Raw genomic sequence first — 17,251 nt, 5'->3', positions numbered from 1 at the left:
ACGTCAGCTGACGCCCGCTGAGGTCAGCTGACGTCGCCTACTCGCCGGAGCAGGTGATGAACAGCGTGGCCCCTTGCTGGGCTTCGCCCTTGCCCGTGAACCGGATCTTGCGCTGCTCGGTCGACGGGCAATCGGCCACGATGGACGGATCGCCAAGCCTGATCGACGGGTCGACGTAGCACCACCCGTGCACGTCATCGATGTCGCCGACGTTGGTCCTGCACGCGTTGGCCCCGTCGGCCTCGAGCTGCTGGATCTCGCACACGCAGTCCCAGCCAGACGCCTTCGCGATGTCGAGCGAGAGCACCTCGTCCTTCGCCGCCGTATGAGCGCCCGTCACCTCGAGGCGCCCTGGCATCCTCTCGTCCGCGCAGTTGCACTGGCCCTGCGAGTTGCGCGCCTCGAGGATCAGGCAGGAGACCTGCTGGTTCTCGTGCGGCGTCAAGGTGCGCGGCAGGCACTGGCCGCCGAGCACCGTCTTCAGGCGGTCGATGATGGCGCCGATCGCCGGCCGGTAGCCGTAGTCGGCCGCGTCGTCGTTGGTGAGCTGGCGCGGGCACACCGAGCCGACGATGCCCTGGGGGCCGAGCTCCCGGATCAGCTGCAGCTCGCGGAGGCCCGGGTAGGCCTTCGCCTTGATCTGCGTCGTCGACCTGGGCGCCGGATCCTCCTGGTTGTTCCCCGCTTCAGGCTCGCACAGCGGGTTGTCGGTCGCCTGACCCCCCACCGCTCTGCAGTCGCAGCTCTGAGCCTGCCCGTCGCAGGTCTTCACCGCTTCCTGGGGGAGATCGAAGATGCAAGCGTACTGGAGGTCCCCCGTGCTCCCCTCCGGGATCGTGTACTCGCGGCCGTTGATGCCGTTCCAGCCCGCCTCCTGCGGCCCGACGATCGTGTCGTTGGTGATCGGGTTCGTGCCCGAGCGAGGCTTCATCGACTCGACCATGAAGGGATCCCTCGGCGGCTGGTACTTCGCGGGATCGCCGAGGATGAGCTCCCAGGTGCTGGCGGCGCCGCCCACGGGCGCGCTGAGCTCGTCGGAGTTCTTGAACCCACCGACCGGCTCGCCTTCCTGGTTGAGGCCGTTCAGCAGGTCGGGCTGGCCTTGCGCGTTCTGACGCGCGATGTCCTGCCACGGCACGCCGACGATACCGGCGAAGAAGACGAGCCCGGGATCGCGGATGTTGGAGTCGCCGTCGGCCGGGTTCGGATCGCTGAAGATCGGGTTCTGGACCAGCTCGCCCCTGCGGTTCGGGATCTGCGCCTCGGTGAAGGCGCGCCGGTAGCGGTCGATCGGATAGAGGAAGTCGAAGCCGAACCGGCGCTTCTGATCCCAGCAGCGAGAGTTGACCGGATCCTCCGCGGCGGTCAGCCTGGCGGCGTTGCCGTCCGGGCCCTTGCACGCCGGGTCTTCGGAGCAGCCGTCCTGCTTCTGGCTGCACGACCTGCAGCACTTGTCGCTCGGATCGTTGGCGCACTCGACGCGCGGCCGCCACAGGCGGAAGCCCGGCCCGGTCTCTGCCACGAGGTAGTTCTTGCCCTCCTCGCGGATCGAGCAGTCGTTCTCGTCGGTGAGCATGATGATCGCGAGGAGGGAGCTCGGCCGCATGAAGTCGGCGCGCTGCTTCTTGACGACGGCATCCTCGCCGGTGACGACGATGTTTTCGGTTGCCGGGTCAACGCTGATCGCGCCGTAGGGCTCCGGGTCGACGAGGAAGCGGTACACGCTCTCGAGCTGCGCCTCGAAGCCGCAGCCGGACTGCCCCGTGCCCTTGACCATATCGGTGAGCTGCTTGACCAGCGACGTGTCGTTGAGGTCGGCGTTCGTATCGGCGCTGATGTCCGCCTCGCCGTCGTTCGGATCCGGCCTCTCCGGCTCGCCGTCGAGCTTCTGGTCCGGGTCCCAGGCCAGGAAGCCCAGCTCGAGGTAGGTCGGGATGTCGTTTGCCGGGGAGGTCTCGCTCCTGCGCGCGAGGAGGTGCGCCATGTCCACGTTCGAGGCGCTCGTCGTCCCCTGGCAGGCGGCCGACCCGTGGCCGCCGAGGCTCGAGCTGATGATGCCGATGTGGATGTCCTTGACCGGCTCGAACTCACGCTTGTAGTCCTGCGGACAGGCCGTGTTGGGCGAGGCGACCGTGGTCGCCATCGTGCCGTCCTTGTGGATGCAGCGCGGGTTGACGAGACCCTGGACGAGGTCGGGGATCGCGGTGGCGAGGATGGCCTGCTTGTCGGCCATCGAGCCCGAGTTGTCGATCGCCAGGAGGAGATCGATCTTGTCGACCGAGCTCTGCGTCAGCCGCTCGACGATCGTCGACGTCGACCGGGGCTTGTTCTCGGCGATGGGGCGGCTCAGACATCCGAAGGCGCTGCCTGTGCCCGCGATCAGCAGGCCCGCCATGGCGAGCCTCACCGCGCCCCTCCACGGGCGCCTGCTCTCACGCTCTATCCGCGTCATATTCGACTTTCCTTTCGACCACCGATCCAGTTGCGCGGCGGTCAAGCCACCGAAAAGGCCCGCCGTCCACGGGCCCATGACCGACTTCCGCAGGCGATCCACGGCTCGACGGGAGCCCGATGCTAGGGACCCGACCGGAAGGCTGTCAATTCGACCCGGCCGGCCCCGCTCGACCCCGCGAAGGGGTGCCATAGCAAACGAGATGCCGCCGCCGCAGAGCCGTGCCCTCCATGCCCCGCGCGCCGCCGCGACGTCAACCTGATTGCGCGACAGCCAACGCAGTAGGCGACCCGGCCCTCAACCTGGGTCGACCTGACTCCTCCGACCTGTCCCCATCCCGGTCGGCCAACAGAGAAAGTTCACTTATCACTGTATCGTAGATCACCCCTTCACGGGTCGCGGGAGCCCAGCCTCCATCGCTCGCGACCGGCGGTCGTCGGAGGCCCAACCTCGGTCGGCCGCGGCGCCGAACCCAACCTCGGTCGATGCGGGGGGCTGGGCTGATCGCGGGCCCGGCGCCGGTGGGGTTTGCCGCTTCCCAGCAGGGCCGAGTTGTGGTCAGTGCCCGGGCATGTTGCGCGTCGCCCTCGCCATGGTCCCGGAGGTACGGCAGCTGCTCACCGAGGATCCGGCGCAGCTCTCCGACCTGCTGGACGAGATCCACGACGAGGACCTCGCCGACCTCATCGGCCTTCTGGACGACGCCGAAGCGGCGAAGGTCCTGATGGCGCTCAGGGCCGAGGAGGCCGCGCCCATCTTCGAGCGCCTCGACGGCGAGACCCAGGAGGCGCTCGTCGAGCAGATGGGCATCGAGAGCATCGCGCCGATCGTCTCCGAGATGGCGGCCGACGACCGCACGGACCTCATCGAGGCCCTCCCGGACCAGGTCAGCGGCACGCTGCTCTCCACGCTGGAGAAGGTCGACCCCGAGGCCGCAGCCGAGGTCGAGGAGCTCGCCAAGTGGCCCGAGGACAGCGCCGGCGGCCTCATGACCACCGACTACGTGTCGGTGGGCATCCACCTCAAGGTCGCCGACGTGATCGAGCGCATCCGCGCCGTCGGCGAGGACGCCGAGACCATCTACTACGTGTACATCGTCTCCGATCGCGGGCACCTCATCGGCGTCGTGTCGCTGCGCGATCTGCTGCTCGCCTCGCCGTCCGAGAAGCTCGCGGACGTGATGACCGAGAACGTCTTCGCCGTAAGCCCCGAGACCGACCAGGAAGAGGTCGCGCGGACCATGGCCAAGTACGATTTCAACGCGCTGCCCGTGCTCTCCGCGGACCGCAAGCTGCTCGGCGTCATCACCGTCGACGACGTGATGGACGTCCTCACGGAGGAGCAGTCCGAGGACATGCAGCGGCTCGGCGCGGTCGGCCCCATCGAGGACAGCTACTTCAAGACGAGCTTCTGGACGTTCATCCAGAAGCGAGCCCCGTGGCTCGCCGTGCTGTTCGTCGGCGAGTTCATGACCGGCGAGGTGCTCCGGCGTTTCGAGCACGACCTCGAGGCCGTCGCGACGCTCGCCTACTACGTGCCGCTGCTCATCTCCACGGGCGGCAACTCCGGCTCGCAGTCGTCGTCGCTCATCATCCGCGGCCTCGCCGTCGGCGATCTGCGCGTCGGCGACTGGGCGAGCGTCCTCGTCCGCGAGCTCGGGCAGGCGGTCGTGCTCGGCCTTATCCTCTCCGCCATCGGCATGCTCCGCGTCTGGCTCTGGGGCGACGGCACCGGCTTCGTCCTGACGATCGGCGTGACGCTGATGGCGATCGTCCTCATGGGCTGCACCGTCGGCGCCATGCTCCCCCTCCTGCTCCGGCGCATCGGCCTCGATCCGGCGACCAGCTCCACGCCGTTCATCGCGAGCCTCGTGGACGTCCTGGGGATCCTCCTCTACTTCACGATCGCCCGGCTCTTCCTGTCCGACCTCCTTGCGCAAGCCGGAGCCGGCGGGTGAGCGGAATCGACGGGATCGGGCGAAATCGGACGGCGATCGAGCGACGCCGCGCCGCCCGTGCTGAGGCCCACGCCGGCCCCGCCGCGCGGGCGCGCCGCGTGCTTTTCGGCGCGCCACGACCCTTGACGCGTCGGCCCCCATGGGGGAGTGAAGCAGGCGACGTTCGTTCAGCGCAGCGTGCGCTGAGCCCCTCCTAGGGAAGGAGTGACGATGGCCGAAGGCTTGAATCGCGTAATGCTGCTCGGCAACCTGGGCGCCGACCCAGAGCTCCGGTTCACCCAGGGGGGTCAGGCCGTCTTGAACCTGCGGCTCGCGACGACCGAGTCGTACCTGGACCGCGACAAGGTCCGGAAAGAACGGACGGACTGGCACAATGTCGTGATCTGGGGCAAGCGCGCCGAGGCCTTGGGCAAGATCCTCAGCAAGGGTTCCTCGATCTTCATCGAGGGGTCGCTCCGCACGTCGAGCTACGACGACCGGGATGGCAACAAGCGCTACAAGACCGAGGTGATCGCGAACAACGTCCTGCTGACGGGCGGGGGCCGCGGTCGCGGCGCTGTCGGCGATGACGCAGGCGCGTTCGGCGCGGATCCCGGCGGTGGCTACGGTGGTGGCGGCGGCGGCTACAGTGGCGGCGGCGGCGGCGGCGGTGGTGGTGGCGGCGGTTACGGTGGCGGCGGCGGCGGCGGCGGACGCCCGGCGAGTGGCGGCTACAACCGCGGCGGCGGTGGTCGCCCCGCGCCGGCTGCGCAGGATCCCGGTCCTCCGCCCGACGATTTCGGCGGCGGCGGTTATGGCGGCGGCGGCAACGACGACGACATCCCGTTCTGATCGCTCCCCCTGCCCGGTCGAGTCATCACCCCGGCGGACGCCTCTCTCTTCAACATCTCGAATACCGTCAGGCCCTCTCCGAGGGCCGGGCAGTTCTCCACGAGCCCTTCTTCCCCGTCCTAGGGCCGCGGCCGCGGTCGCCGCGCCAGCAGGACGGTCACCCCCGCCGCCGCGAGCACTCCGAGCGCCGCGGTCGTGGCGAGGGGCTGCTCCGCGGCGAGGAAGATCGTCCGCACGAGCAGTCCCGGCTCAGGTGGCGCCACGAACACGCCCTCGAACGCGGTCGCGCCGAGCAGCGCGCTGCACCGGGCGCCCGTCCCCTGCGCAGGCTCCAGACAGGCCAGGCTGCAGAGCGCCGCGTCGTGCTCGCTCCCGGCGAAGCCGAGCACGTGCTGCCCGCGGATCACCACCGCGCGGGCTCCAGACCTGCCGGCTCCCTCGAACGCCTGCTCGAACCGCTGCAACTGCGCGTGGATCGGCCCTGCTTCCCACCGCTCGATCGCCACCCCCAGGCCACCCCGCACGAGCCCCGAGGCCCGATCGAGCACGAGCTCCTCCAGGCCGGTCACCCATTGCCGCGACGGGGCCGTCACGCACACGGCGCGCAGCGAGAGCCCGTCCGCCTCGACGCCCCGCAGGAGCGTCACCTTCGCGCCCGCGATCGCGGAGACGTCGATCGCGGGAAGCGCCTCCTTCGCCGCGTCGCTCGCCCCGGCCGGCAACGCAAGGCGCAACCCGAGGCCCGGCGCCACGCTGTGGAGCTCAGACGCGCTCGAGCTCATCCATCAGCGCGATCACCTCGCTCCGGATCTCGACGAGGGCCGTGCGCATCCGCTGCACCTCCTCGTGGCTCGCGCCCGCGTCCGGCGCCGGCGGCTCGATGCCGCCCTCGCGCAGCTTGCGCCGCGCGCCCGCGATCGTGAAGCGGTGCGAGTAGAGCAGCTCCTTGACCTTGAGGAGCGTCTCGACGTCGCGCCGGCTGTAGACCCGCTGCCCCTTCGCCGACTTCTGCGGGCGGATGGAGCGGAACTCCGTCTCCCAGTACCGGAGCACGTGCGGCTCGACCCCCACGATGCCGGCCACCTCGCCGATCCGGTAGTACAGCTTCGCCGGAAGCTGCGCGCGCACCGCCAAGCGGTCTACTCCTCGGCCGCCGAGGCCGTCTCACGCGGGTTGAGGGCCTGCTTCAAGATCTGGCTCGCCTTGAAGTTCAGGACCCGGCGCTCCGTGATCAGGATGGGGTCGCCGGTCTGGGGGTTGCGGCCCTGCCGCTGGCGCTTGTCGCGCAGCACGAAGTTGCCGAATCCAGAGATCTTGATCTTCTCCCCGCGACCCAGGGTTTCCTTCATGGTCTCGAACACGAGGTCCACCAGATCGGCAGATTCCTTCTTCGAGAACCCCCCAAGGCGGGAGTAGACCGCCTGAACGATTTCGGCTTTCGTCATGACACCCCCATCGCCCTTGCAGAAGGGGGGACGCGCCGCAACCCCTGAAGACCGTTCAGGAAGCCGCGTGCGGTCCCCCGACCGGCCTGGAGGGCAGAATGCCAGCGTGCGTCGGTAAGGTCTAGGGGGTTACGCAGGCTTCGCCCGATGTGCACCAGGCACGCTTCGTGGAGCCCCCCGAGCAACGCAGCGCTCGGAGCGGACCTGCGACCCCACGAGCAGCGCCCCACACCTCGCACCCTCGAGCCGGCGGCCAGGAATCCGGCAGGCTCACCGGCGCAACCGCGGGCGCAGGAAGGGCTCGGCGGCGACGATCCGCTCAGACGGCAAGATCGCCGAGGCGGCGTTCCTTCGTCGACTGCCGGGACCAGGCGCCGACGACGGCCGCCTCGGTCGGCCGCGCGTCGCTCCAGCCGACGACCGGCGCGCTCGAGGCCACATCGCGGCGGCGCACGATCTGCTCCTGGACGACCAGGAACGCCACGTAGAGATAGCCGAGGGCGAAGAGCACCGCGAACGGCGTGGCGAAGTAGTGCCCCGTCTCCACGGACGCGACCACCGCGCCGCACGACAGCACCGCGAGCATCGCCTCGGTGATCGGCAGGTCCGTGCGGACCTTGTACCGGCCCTTGTTGTCGCCCTGCTTCGGCGTCCGGACGAACTCGCCCGACATGCTGCGGAGCCCCTCGATCACGGCCTTCGACAGGTACGGCGCGAGCCCCGTCCCGAGCGCGATGAGCATCGGCAGGCGCCTGACCGCGCCCCAGCGCGAGCGGCCCTGCGCCGTCTCGGCCAGCATGTAGAACGCCGCGAGCGACCCCGTCGTCGCCGTGCAGAGCGGCAGATCGATGGCGATCATCGTCAGCGTGTCGGCCGCGGGGAACAGGACGAGCGCCGGCAGCAAGAGGACGCTCAGCAGCACCAGCAGCGGGTAGGCGAAGTGCGGCGTGAGGTGGAAGAACGCCTCGATCCGCTGCCCGACCGAGAGCTTGGCGCTCAGCACGGTCGCCATCAGCTTGCGCGCCGTCTGCACCGTCCCCTTGGCCCAGCGGTACTGCTGCGCGCGCAGCGCCGAGATGTCCTCGGGGAGCTCCGCCGGCGAGACGACATCCTCGCGGTAGATGAAGCGGTAGCCCGCGAGCTGCGCCCTGTACGACAGGTCGAGGTCCTCGGTCAGCGTGTCGTGCTGCCAGCCGCCGGCCTCGAGGATGGCGTCCTTGCGCCACATCCCTCCGGTGCCGGAGAAGTTGAACAGGAGGCCCGCGCCGAAGCGCGCGCGGTTCTCGACGAGGTGGTGGCCGTCGAGCATGAGCGCCTGCACCTGCGTGAGGATCGAGACGTCGCGGTTCAGGTGGCCCCACCGCGTCTGCACCATGCCGACCGTCGGGTCCTCGAAGTGGCCGACGATGGACCGGACGAAGTCAGGCTGTGGGATGAAGTCGGCGTCGAAGATCGCGACCAGCTCGCCCTTCGCGATCTTGAGCCCCGCGTCGAGCGCCCCGGCCTTGTAGCCGACGCGGTTCACGCGGTGCAGGTACACCGCGTCGAGGCCCTGCGCGCGCAGCCGCTCGACGTGCGCGCGGACGAGGCCCTGCGTCTCGTCCGTCGAGTCGTCGAGCACCTGGATCTCTAGTTTGTCGCGCGGGTAGTCCATCTTCGCGACGGCATCGAGCAGCCGCGCCGCGACCGTCGACTCGTTGAAGAGCGGGAGCTGGATCGTCACCGGCGGCAGGTCGCGATCGGTCAGGGCCGCGACCTCCTGCGCGCGCGTGATCTTCGCGCGGTTCATGCGACAGAGGACCACGAGGTGCAGCCGGTGCAGGCCGTAAGCGCTGAGGCCGAGCAGCACGCCGAAGTAGAGGACACAGAGCAGCAGGGAGAGCATCACGAGCACCTACCGCCGGCGGGTTGCCGTGCAGCCGTGGGAACGGGCGAGAGCGCCGCTCTCCACTCCTGCAGGCGCCGGCAGACAACGAACGCGTACCATCCGCCGGATCCGAAGTTGTCAGGCACTTGTAATTCGTTGCAACTCTCTGTCGCGAGGTCCGCAAAGTTGACTTCGACCCGAGTCGCTCCCCGCGGAAAATGACAATCACCGACAATCCCGCTTCGCCCGGGCGCGCGGCGCTGCCCGCAGGTCCGCCGCGCGAACGCACGTGCGCGAGCGGCGCGCCGACTCAGGGAGTCCCCGGATACTGGAGCTCCAAGTAAGGTGTTTTTGGTAAGGCTCCTCCGAAACCACGTTCAATAAGTAGGGTGCTCACCCGCTGGGCAGATTCACAGTACTGCGCGATTTCTGGGCCTGGGCGGGGGCCGCGCGCCGTGCGCCGCGTCGGCGGAGGCCCGGGGTCATCTGCGCCTGGCACCAGCGGGGGCTCGGGGCTATCGGTTCCCCCGATGGATCGCGCGCTACTTAATGAACTGAAGGCTCGTCAGATCGCGTTCCTCGAGGCGCGGCTCGTCTCGGAGGCGGCTGCGCGCGACTTCCGGGAGCGCCTGCCCGCCGGCTTCGCGGCGCTGCTCTCGACGCCGCTCGGCGAGCTCGTGGACGCGGGGGCGATCGGGCGCGCGCTCGAGGCGCTGGCGGCGGAGGAGCCGCTCCGGCGGGCGGTCCGGCCCGCGGCCGCCGCGGCGCTCGCGGCGCTCGTCGAGGCGGCGCGCGCCGAGCGGCGGAGCGCCAAGGAGCTCCTGCCGGAGGGCGCCCGCGACAAGCTCGACCGCATCCTCGAGCAGCCGAAGATCGTGCCGGAGCGGCTCGTGCGCGAGGTGCTGGAGAGCGCGGCGCTCGACGCGGTGATGCGCGACGTCCTCTACGACACGCTGATGGAGTTCTCCGAGAAGGTGAACCCGTTCTTCGCCGAGTGGGGCCTGCCCGCGCTCCTCAAGCGGGTCGCCCCCTTCGGCCTCGGCGGGGTCGGCAAGACGATGGGCGCGATGCGGGGCGAGTTCGAGCGGCGGCTCGAGCCGGAGATCCGCCGGTTCTTGCAGGGCTTCTCGCGCACGGCAATGCGCCAGGTGCACGACATCCTCGTCGCCAAGGGCGACACGCCCGAGTTCATCGGCCTGCGCAAGCAGGTCGCCACGTGGGTGCTGGAGCAGGAGATCTGCGCGCTCGTCGGTCAGCTCGACGCGAAGAGCTCGGTGATCGCCGAGGAGCTCGGCGCCGACATCGCCGCGCAGCTGCTCCGAGATCGGCCCGTCCGGGCGCGGACCAGCGAGGCGATCGCGGCGTTCGTGGCGGCGCACGCGGGCGAGCCGCTCGGCGAGGCGCTGGGGCGCCTCGGGATCGCGCTCGAGCTCGACGTCGGCGCGCTCGCGGATGCGCTCTGGCCCGTCGTGAGGAGCATGTGCGCGACCGGACCGGTGCGCGCCTGGCTCGCGTCCGTGGTGGAGGAGTTCTTCGACGGGCTGCCGGACGGGCTCGAGCCGTCCGCCTGAGGCGAGCCGATGCGAGAGGCGGCTGCCCCGGGTGGGACCCGGCCCGCGCTGAGCGCGGGCCCCGACCCGAGACCGGCTCAGCCCATGGCCGAGGCGTCGGCCACCGCAGACTCGATGTACGCGAGGCCGCGCGACGGGCACGCAGGCACCGTGGGCGCAAACGCCTCCATGTCCAGGATGAGCTCGGGGCCGGCCGCGGGCGTGAGCACCACGACGGGCACACGCGGCGACATGCGGCGGAGCGCCTCCATCTCGCTGTGGAGCTCCGCCTGCTCCCGCGGCACGAGCACCATCACATGAGGACGCCAGCGGGCAAGCACGTCACGCGCATGGCCGAGCCCGCAGCACGTCTCCACCGTGTAGTCCCGGGATGACAGGAAGTGGACGAGCGGCTGGGAGTTGCTGGCGTCGTCATCGATCACCAGAACGCGGGTCGTGCTCTCAATCTCCATGGGTAGCCCCCGTCAGCGGCCGGCTCTGACCGCCGCTGTGAAAACCAGGTCTTCATGGCCTGGCTCACAGTGACCATACTCCATATTCGGCAAAGAGCGATATCAATCGCGCCTCAGCGCATCACGCGATGCGTTGATACGCGCTTGAAACACCAGCGCTTTCCGCCTGTCTCTTTTGTGAGCCGCTTGTGATCCGCTGTGATCCGCTTCTGATCCGCTGTGATCCGCTTCTGATCCGCTTCTGATCCGCTTCTGATCCGCTGTGATCCGCCGTGATCCGCGATGGACTGCGGCCGCCCGGTGAGTCGCGTCGCGCCGACACGCGTCGGCGCGGGAGCGGCGGATCAGCCGCCGAGGTAGGCCGCGCGGATCTCTTCGTTCGCGGCGAGGTCCTTCGACTCGCCGCTCATAGCGATCTGCCCAGTACGGAGCACGTAGGCGCGCATCGAGTACTTGAGCGCTAGTCGGGTATTCTGCTCAACGAGGAGTACGGTTGTTCCCGACGCCGCGATCTTGGCGATCGACTCGAAGATGTCTGCGACGAGCCGAGGCGCGATGCCGAGCGAGGGCTCGTCGAGGAGCAGCATGGCGGGGCGCGCCATCATGGCGCGGCCGATCGCGAGCATCTGCTGCTCGCCGCCGGAGAGCGTGCCGCCGTGCTGGTGCATGCGCTCGCCCAGCCGGGGGAAGAGCTTCACCACGTCGTCGACGGTCTCCGCCATGGTGGGGCCGTGCTTGTGGCACCACGCGCCGAGCTCGAGGTTCTCGCGGACGCTGAGGTTCGAGAAGATCGCGCGCCCCTCCGGGACGAGCGAGACGCCGGCCGCGACGAGCTCCTCCGTCGAGATGGACGCGAGGTCCTTGCCGTCGTAGCGGACGCGGCCGGAGGCGATCGGGAGGAGGCGGACGATCGTCTTCAGCGTGGTCGTCTTGCCGGCGCCGTTCGCGCCGATCATCGCCACGATCTCGCCGCGCCGCACCTCGAGGCTGACGCCCTTGAGCGCCTTGATGCCGCCGTAGCTGACCGCGAGATCCTCGACGACGAGCAGGGGGTCGCCGGGGGCCACCGAGGGGGGCTGCCGCGTCGGATGCGATGTCTTCATGCGGGCTCCTCCGCCGCCGCGCCGGCCGCCTCGTCGTCGATCTCCTCGCCGAGGTACGCGGCGAGGACCTTCGGGTCCCTGCGCACGACCTCCGGGGTGCCGTGCGAGATGGTCTCGCCGTGATCGAGGACGTGGATCTCCTCGCACACGCCCATCACGACCTGCATGTTGTGCTCGACGAGCACGACCGTGATGTCGAAGGTGTCGCGCAGCCAGCGGATCTGCTGCTTGAGCCCCTCGGCCTCGCCGTAGTTCATGCCCGCCGCCGGCTCGTCGAGCAGGAGCAGCCTCGGCTTGAGCATCATCGCCCGGGCGATCTCGAGGCGGCGCTGGTTGCCGTACGAGAGCGACGTCGAGATCTCGTCGGCCATGTCCTCCAGCTTGAACACCGAGAGCAGCGAGAGGGCGCGCTCGGTCATCTCCTGCTCGTCCTTGTAGAAGAACGGCGAGCGCAGCAGGGCGGCGGCGAGCGTGGATCTCCGCAGGTTCTCGCAGGCGACGAGCACGTTCTCGAGCACCGTGAGCTGGCCGAAGAGGCGGATGTTCTGGAACGTGCGGGCGATGCCGAGGCGCGCGATCTGGCTCGGCCGGAGCGGCGCGAGGTCTGTCCCGCCGAAGCGGATCGCGCCCTCGTCGTGCTTGTAGACGCCGGTGATCAGGTTGAACACCGTCGTCTTGCCCGCGCCGTTCGGGCCGATGAGCCCGAAGATCGAGCGCTCGGGCACGGTGAAGGAGACGTCGCCGACGGCCCGCAGGCCGCCGAACCGCTTGGTCACGTGCTTCAGATCGAGGTTCACTCGAGCTCCCTCCCGGCCGGCTTGCCCTCACGGCCGACGGTGATGCCGGGCGGCGGCTCATCGGGCGGCGCGCCCGGGCTGGGCAGCGCGCCCTCGTGCCCGACGGCCGCCTCCACGCCGGTCGTGGCGGGGACGGGCTCGGCCGGGCCCACCGGGAAGCGCTTCCTGCGCGACCAGCGCCGGCCGAAGAGCTCGCGCTCGCCGAACAGCCCCTCGGGGCGGAGCACCATCAGCCCGATGAGGATGCCCGCGTAGATCACCATCCTGAGGGCGTTCAGATCGAGCGCGGGGTAGGCCGCCTTCAGCGCGAGGACGCTGTCGAGGCCCTGCAGCTGCTCGATGAGCTTCACCGTGAAGGTCACGAACACGCCGCCGAGGATCGCCCCGGAGACGCTGCCCGAGCCGCCGAGGATCACCATCGTGATGGCGTCGAACGAGTAGTTGAACGTGAACTGATCCGGCTGGACCGTGGGGTTGCCGTCGCGCATCGAGGAGAGCAGGGCGCCGGCGATGCCGCCGCCAGCGGCGGAGATGACGAACGACGTGACCTTGTAGCGCGTCGGATCGACGCCCACCGCGGCGGAGGCGATCTCGTCCTCGCGGAGCGCGCGCAGCGCGCGGCCCCAGCCGGAGAACTTCAGCCGCCAGGCGAGGATCGTCGCGAGCACGACGGCGCCGAAGATCCAGAACGGGCCGGCGTACTGCGGCACGCCGGTGTCGTCTGGGCCGGCGTAGCCGATCGGGCCGCCGAGGGCCCCGAGGAGCTTGCCGATCGCCCCCTGGTCGGGGCCGCCGGTCGTCGCTGTCGCGATCGTCAGGCGGAAGATCTCGGCGAACCCCAGGGTCACGATGGCGAGGTAGTCGCCGCGCAGCCGGAGGCTCGGCAGGCCGACCACGAGGCCGAAGAGGGCCGCGACGAGCCCGGACGCGAGCAGCGCCGCGGGCATCACCACGAACGAGTTGCCGAAGAGCGGCTCGCCGCCGCCGAGGTGCTGGTGCAAGTTGCCGGCGACGACCGCGCCGGTGTACGCGCCGATCCCGACGAAGCCGGCGTGGCCGATCGAGAACTGGCCGGCCATGCCGTTGATGACGTTGAGCGACAGCGCCGCGATGACGTTGACCATCGCGAACAGGGCGAGCTGCCGCCAGGCAGCGTCCGGCAAGAGGGTCTCGAAGCCGAACTCGAGGGCGACGACGACGCCGAGGAGCAGAAGCGCAGTGAGGACGCGCTGCAACGGTCGAGGCATGGCCGGCCACAGTTGGAATGGCCGAGCCGCACCGTCAAGCAGTAGCGTCAGTAGCGTTACTTGATGACCCGCAAATAGGGGGGCAGTTCCCGCTTCGGCTTGCCCGCTCCTTGTCGAGGCTTGGGCTCGGGCTCACCGGAGCCGCCCGATTCGTCATCTTCGCGCTCCTCGGTGGATCGCACCGGCGCGAGGGCCGGCGCAGGCACGGGCGCGAGCGGCCTCACGGGCGCACCGGCGTCCCGCGCCGGAGCTTCACCTGCGCCGAGGCGCTCGCCGGCCTCCACGGACTCGAGCTGGGGGCGCTCCCTGTCGCGCGGCCGCGCCTCGTCCGCCGCCTCGTCGCTCCGCTCGTCGTCGCTGCTGGGCGGCGCGACGGCGGCGAGCCGGGGGCGCGGCCTCTTGGTGGGCTTCTGCGGCGGGGCGACGGCGGGGCGCTGCTGCTTCTGTGCGGCGAGATCGGCCGGGATGTCCTCGGGCCACACCATGCCGCGCTGGTCCTCGCTCACGAGCGCCCAGATCGCGTTCCAAGGCAAGCGGCACCAGAACGGCGCGCGGTTGAACGACAGGGTGCAGCTGATCCCGTCATCGTCCACCTTGAGGTCGGGGATGGGGATCGCCATGTTCATGCCGACCTGGAGGATCAGCTGCGGCTGTCCCGTGAACCACTTGGGGACGGAGACACCGGGCCGGCGCGGATCGAGGTGGATGAACACGCTTGGCTCTCGCTCGAGGAGGGCCAGCGCGACGTCCTTTTTCGGCGGGAGCGGTCTCTGCACGTCGGACATCGTACTGCTCTGCCCAATACCCCGGACCGCGCGGCTCCGCCAGCGCTTCGGGGAGGCCGCGCGCCAAGCAGCGTGCCGGGTGAGCAGGCCGCCGCGCCCCAGCCACCAGGCGACTCCAGCAGATCTGTAGAAAGCGCGCTGTGACCGTGAGCGCAGCCGGCGGCGCGGACGCCGCTCGAGCCTCCCGGCGGCCCCGCGCCGCCGGGGGCGCCGCGCGGCAGGGGCGCGATGGGCCCGCGCCCGGCCCCGGCGACGCTCACGCTGCGCGCCCCCGGCCCAGCTGGACGGGAACCTCGGAGAGGGTGACCCGGTGCTTGCCGCCGCTCGTGAGGGGGATGTCGTCGACGATCTGGACGCAGACCTCCGCGCGCTCGCCCAGGTGCTGCCGGACGATGCGCTCGATGAGCCTCGCGGTCTCGGGCTGGAAGCCCTTGCCCGGCACGAGCTTGACCGTGAGCGCGCGCCGCCGGTCCTGGTAGACCTGGTAGCGGGCGATCGTGGGCTGGTCCTTGATGAGGTGCGGGAAGAACTCCCCGGCGAGCAGCTCGCCGTCGGGGCCGACGAGCAGGTCGAGGACGCGGCCCTCGACCGAGGCGAGCATCGGCAGCCCGCGGCCGCACGCGCACGGAGCGTCGGCGGCGATCGCGACGTCCTGGTTCTTGTAGCGGATGAGCGGCATCGAGCGGCAGACGAGGTCGGTCACGACGACCTCGCCAGCCTCGCCGGGGAGGGCGTGCCGCCCGTCGCGGAGCAGCTCGACGAACACGTTCTCCATGTTGATGTGCTTGCCGGCGTGCCGCTCGCACTCGGCGGCGATCAGCATGATTTCCCGGCAGCCGTACCGATCGAACACCGGCGCGCCGAACGCGCGCTCGATGGCCTCGCGCTGGTGCGCGAACAGCCGCTCGGCGCTGGTGACGATGCCGCGCGGCGCGGGGAGCGCGCGGCCATCCGAGAGCGCGTAGCGCGCCGCGTGGTACAGCGCGCTCGCGTAGCCGACGATGAGCTGCGGCCGGTACCGCGCGATCTCGTCGAGCAACGCGCCGAGGCGCCGGTCGGACAGATCGAAGGCGGAGATCATCTTCTTGCGGAGGATGGCCTCGTGAAGGGAGCGCTTGGCCTTCTTCGCCAGCGTCTCGCTGACCAGCACGGTGCTCCACAGGTGGAGCTCCCGGTCGCCGAGCCGCGCGCCCGCCCACCCGTCGGACCGCATCGCGGCCGCGATGCGGCGCTCGTAGGTGCGGTGGTCGAAGCGGAACTGCACCGGCTCCCCCGTGGACCCGCCCGTGCCGCTCGAGTAGAGCCGGCCGACGAAGCCCTCGGCGAGGAGATCCTGCCCGTGGGCGCGGAGGTCGGCCCTCGTGAGGACGGGGAAGCGCAGGAGGTCCTCCGGCGCCTTCACCGAGGCGGCGCGCACGCCGTGCTCGGCGAAGCGAGCCCGATAGAACGGGACGTGCTGCTCGGCGAACTGGAGGGCGGCGAGCATCCGCCGGAAGCTGAGATCGCGAATCTCACCTTCCGATCGCCACTGGGAGCGCTCTATCCGCTCCAGGTCTTTCAGGGTCTCCCTGCCCTTCAAACGGGTCTCGTAGAACGGAAACAGGATGTTTCGAAACAGCCCACCGTACATGGGCGAAGCGTTCTTTCGAATCATCGACCGTCAAGCGCGCACGGGCGGCTCTCCCGCGAAATCCCTGTGTTCGTGGCGCGGCGTCCGACCGGAGCGGCGCGAGCGGGAAAACTCCCGAGGCATCCCCTCGAATTCGTCGGAAATTCACAGGGAGGCGGGGAGACGGGGAGGAGGGGCGCGTCAGCCTGCGCTCGTGGCCGCGGACGAGCTCGATCCGAGGATCGCGACGGTGGCGCCGACGAGGATGATCGCGGCGCCCGCGATCTCGAGGGCCGTGGGGGTGGCGTGGAGCCACAGGGCGCCGATGACGATCCCGCCGAGCGTCTCGCCGGGGGACACGAGCGCGACGATGGACGGGGACATCCGGCGCGCCGCGATCTGGACCGCGGTGTGGCCGACGACGGTGGGGACGAGCGCGAGCGCGACGATGGCGACGGCGGCGTGGGCCGGCGGCGGGGCGATGCTCCCGAGCGCGCCGGGCGCGAACGGGAGCGCCACGGCGAGGAAGACCGCGGCGCTGCCGTAGACGAGGGCGGCGTAGCTCCGCGCTGGCAGCGCGTCCCGGAGCGCGCGGGCGAGGGACACGTAGAGGCCGTAGAGGAGCGTGGCGCCGACGACCAGGAGGTCGCCCGAGAGCCGGTGATCGCCGGCGCCGGCCGAGCGCGCGACGACGAGCGCGCCGATGGTGGCGAGGAACACGCCCGCCTGCTCGGAGCGCGTGGGGCGGACGCCGAAGAACGCCCACGCGCAGAGCACGACGGCGAGCGGCTCGAGCGAGACGAGCGAGAGCGCCGCGGCGAGGGAGGTGCGGTCGAGGCCCCAGAGGAAGAGCGCGAAGTGGACGGCGAGCAGGAGGCCGGCGCAGAGGACGGCGGCGCGCTGGCGCGGCGAGAGGCCGGCAGCGGAGCGGGCGATCGCGCGCAGGTCGACCAGGGAGAGCGCGATCGCGGCGAGGGCGACCCGGCCGAAGGCGATGGCGAGCGGGTGGACCGGGCGCGCATAGCGGGCGAGCGGGCCGCTCGCGGAGAAGGCGAGGCTGGCCAGGACGACGAAGAGCGCAGCGCGGCGGGCGCGACGTGCCGAGGAGCGCGGCTCGTCCGTCATGCGAGGGTGC

At 70.5% G+C, this 17,251-nt stretch carries 15 protein-coding genes; 3 read left to right on the top strand and 12 right to left on the bottom strand.

What is annotated here, in order from left to right; all coding sequences use genetic code 11:
- Positions 1–37: 37 nt before the first annotated feature.
- A complete protein-coding gene (locus WME79_RS46880) occupies positions 38–2,407 on the bottom strand; it encodes a hypothetical protein (RefSeq protein WP_437528872.1) in 2,370 nt (789 codons plus the stop codon).
- Between the two features lie 616 nt (positions 2,408–3,023).
- Between WME79_RS46880 and mgtE the strand changes: the two genes are divergently transcribed.
- Both mgtE and WME79_RS46870 read left to right on the top strand, forming a co-directional pair.
- A complete protein-coding gene (gene mgtE / locus WME79_RS46875; RefSeq protein WP_437528869.1) occupies positions 3,024–4,409 on the top strand; it encodes a magnesium transporter in 1,386 nt (461 codons plus the stop codon).
- A gap of 210 nt (positions 4,410–4,619) precedes the next feature.
- The gene (locus WME79_RS46870; RefSeq protein WP_437528867.1) at positions 4,620–5,240 is read left to right on the top strand and encodes a single-stranded DNA-binding protein; all 621 of its coding nucleotides are present in this window, start codon (positions 4,620–4,622) and stop codon (positions 5,238–5,240) included.
- A 119-nt stretch (positions 5,241–5,359) separates the two neighbouring features.
- On the opposite strand, the gene WME79_RS46865 is transcribed toward WME79_RS46870, so the two are convergent.
- The 4 genes from WME79_RS46865 to WME79_RS46850 form a co-directional block, all read right to left on the bottom strand.
- On the bottom strand, positions 5,360–6,022 hold the full coding sequence (locus tag WME79_RS46865; protein WP_437528864.1) for a hypothetical protein: 663 nt from the start codon (positions 6,020–6,022) through the stop codon (positions 5,360–5,362).
- Positions 6,003–6,368 carry a MerR family transcriptional regulator gene (locus tag WME79_RS46860; protein ID WP_437528862.1) on the bottom strand — a complete coding sequence of 122 codons (366 nt, stop codon included), beginning with the start codon at positions 6,366–6,368 and terminating at the stop codon, positions 6,003–6,005. The genes WME79_RS46865 and WME79_RS46860 overlap by 20 nt, the downstream gene beginning before the upstream one ends.
- Positions 6,369–6,379: 11 nt before the next feature.
- Positions 6,380–6,685: an integration host factor subunit alpha gene (locus tag WME79_RS46855; RefSeq protein ID WP_012241218.1), complete on the bottom strand. Its 306-nt coding sequence runs from the start codon at positions 6,683–6,685 to the stop codon at positions 6,380–6,382.
- 319 nt (positions 6,686–7,004) lie between these two features.
- Entirely contained in the window at positions 7,005–8,570 is a 1,566-nt protein-coding gene (locus tag WME79_RS46850) for a glycosyltransferase family 2 protein (RefSeq protein ID WP_437528859.1), read from the bottom strand.
- 512 nt (positions 8,571–9,082) lie between these two features.
- On the opposite strand from WME79_RS46850, the gene WME79_RS46845 reads away from it, so the two are divergent.
- Entirely contained in the window at positions 9,083–10,123 is a 1,041-nt protein-coding gene (locus WME79_RS46845; RefSeq protein WP_437528857.1) for a hypothetical protein, read from the top strand.
- 77 nt (positions 10,124–10,200) lie between these two features.
- Here the strand turns inward: WME79_RS46845 and WME79_RS46840 are convergent, their stop codons facing one another.
- From WME79_RS46840 to WME79_RS46810, 7 genes are all read right to left on the bottom strand, one after another.
- Positions 10,201–10,575, bottom strand: a complete 375-nt coding sequence (locus WME79_RS46840; RefSeq protein ID WP_437528854.1) for a response regulator — start codon at positions 10,573–10,575, stop codon at positions 10,201–10,203.
- A gap of 344 nt (positions 10,576–10,919) precedes the next feature.
- Complete coding sequence (locus WME79_RS46835; RefSeq protein ID WP_437528851.1) at positions 10,920–11,678, bottom strand: ABC transporter ATP-binding protein; 759 nt, start codon at positions 11,676–11,678, stop codon at positions 10,920–10,922.
- Entirely contained in the window at positions 11,675–12,475 is an 801-nt protein-coding gene (locus tag WME79_RS46830) for an ABC transporter ATP-binding protein (protein ID WP_437528848.1), read from the bottom strand. The genes WME79_RS46835 and WME79_RS46830 overlap by 4 nt, the downstream gene beginning before the upstream one ends.
- Positions 12,472–13,722: a branched-chain amino acid ABC transporter permease gene (locus tag WME79_RS46825; RefSeq protein WP_437528845.1), complete on the bottom strand. Its 1,251-nt coding sequence runs from the start codon at positions 13,720–13,722 to the stop codon at positions 12,472–12,474. Before WME79_RS46825 ends, WME79_RS46830 begins: the two co-directional genes overlap by 4 nt.
- Before the next feature lie 56 nt (positions 13,723–13,778).
- Positions 13,779–14,507 carry a ClpXP protease specificity-enhancing factor SspB gene (locus WME79_RS46820; protein ID WP_437528842.1) on the bottom strand — a complete coding sequence of 243 codons (729 nt, stop codon included), beginning with the start codon at positions 14,505–14,507 and terminating at the stop codon, positions 13,779–13,781.
- Between the two features lie 256 nt (positions 14,508–14,763).
- On the bottom strand, positions 14,764–16,137 hold the full coding sequence (locus tag WME79_RS46815) for a phenylacetate--CoA ligase family protein (protein ID WP_437528839.1): 1,374 nt from the start codon (positions 16,135–16,137) through the stop codon (positions 14,764–14,766).
- Between the two features lie 180 nt (positions 16,138–16,317).
- Positions 16,318–17,241 carry a DMT family transporter gene (locus tag WME79_RS46810; protein WP_437528837.1) on the bottom strand — a complete coding sequence of 308 codons (924 nt, stop codon included), beginning with the start codon at positions 17,239–17,241 and terminating at the stop codon, positions 16,318–16,320.
- Between the last annotated feature and the right edge of the window lie 10 nt (positions 17,242–17,251).

Source organism: Sorangium sp. So ce726, from assembly GCF_051521405.1.
Taxonomy (GTDB): domain Bacteria; phylum Myxococcota_A; class Polyangia; order Polyangiales; family Polyangiaceae; genus Sorangium.
This window is presented reverse-complemented; position numbering and strand designations above follow the sequence as displayed.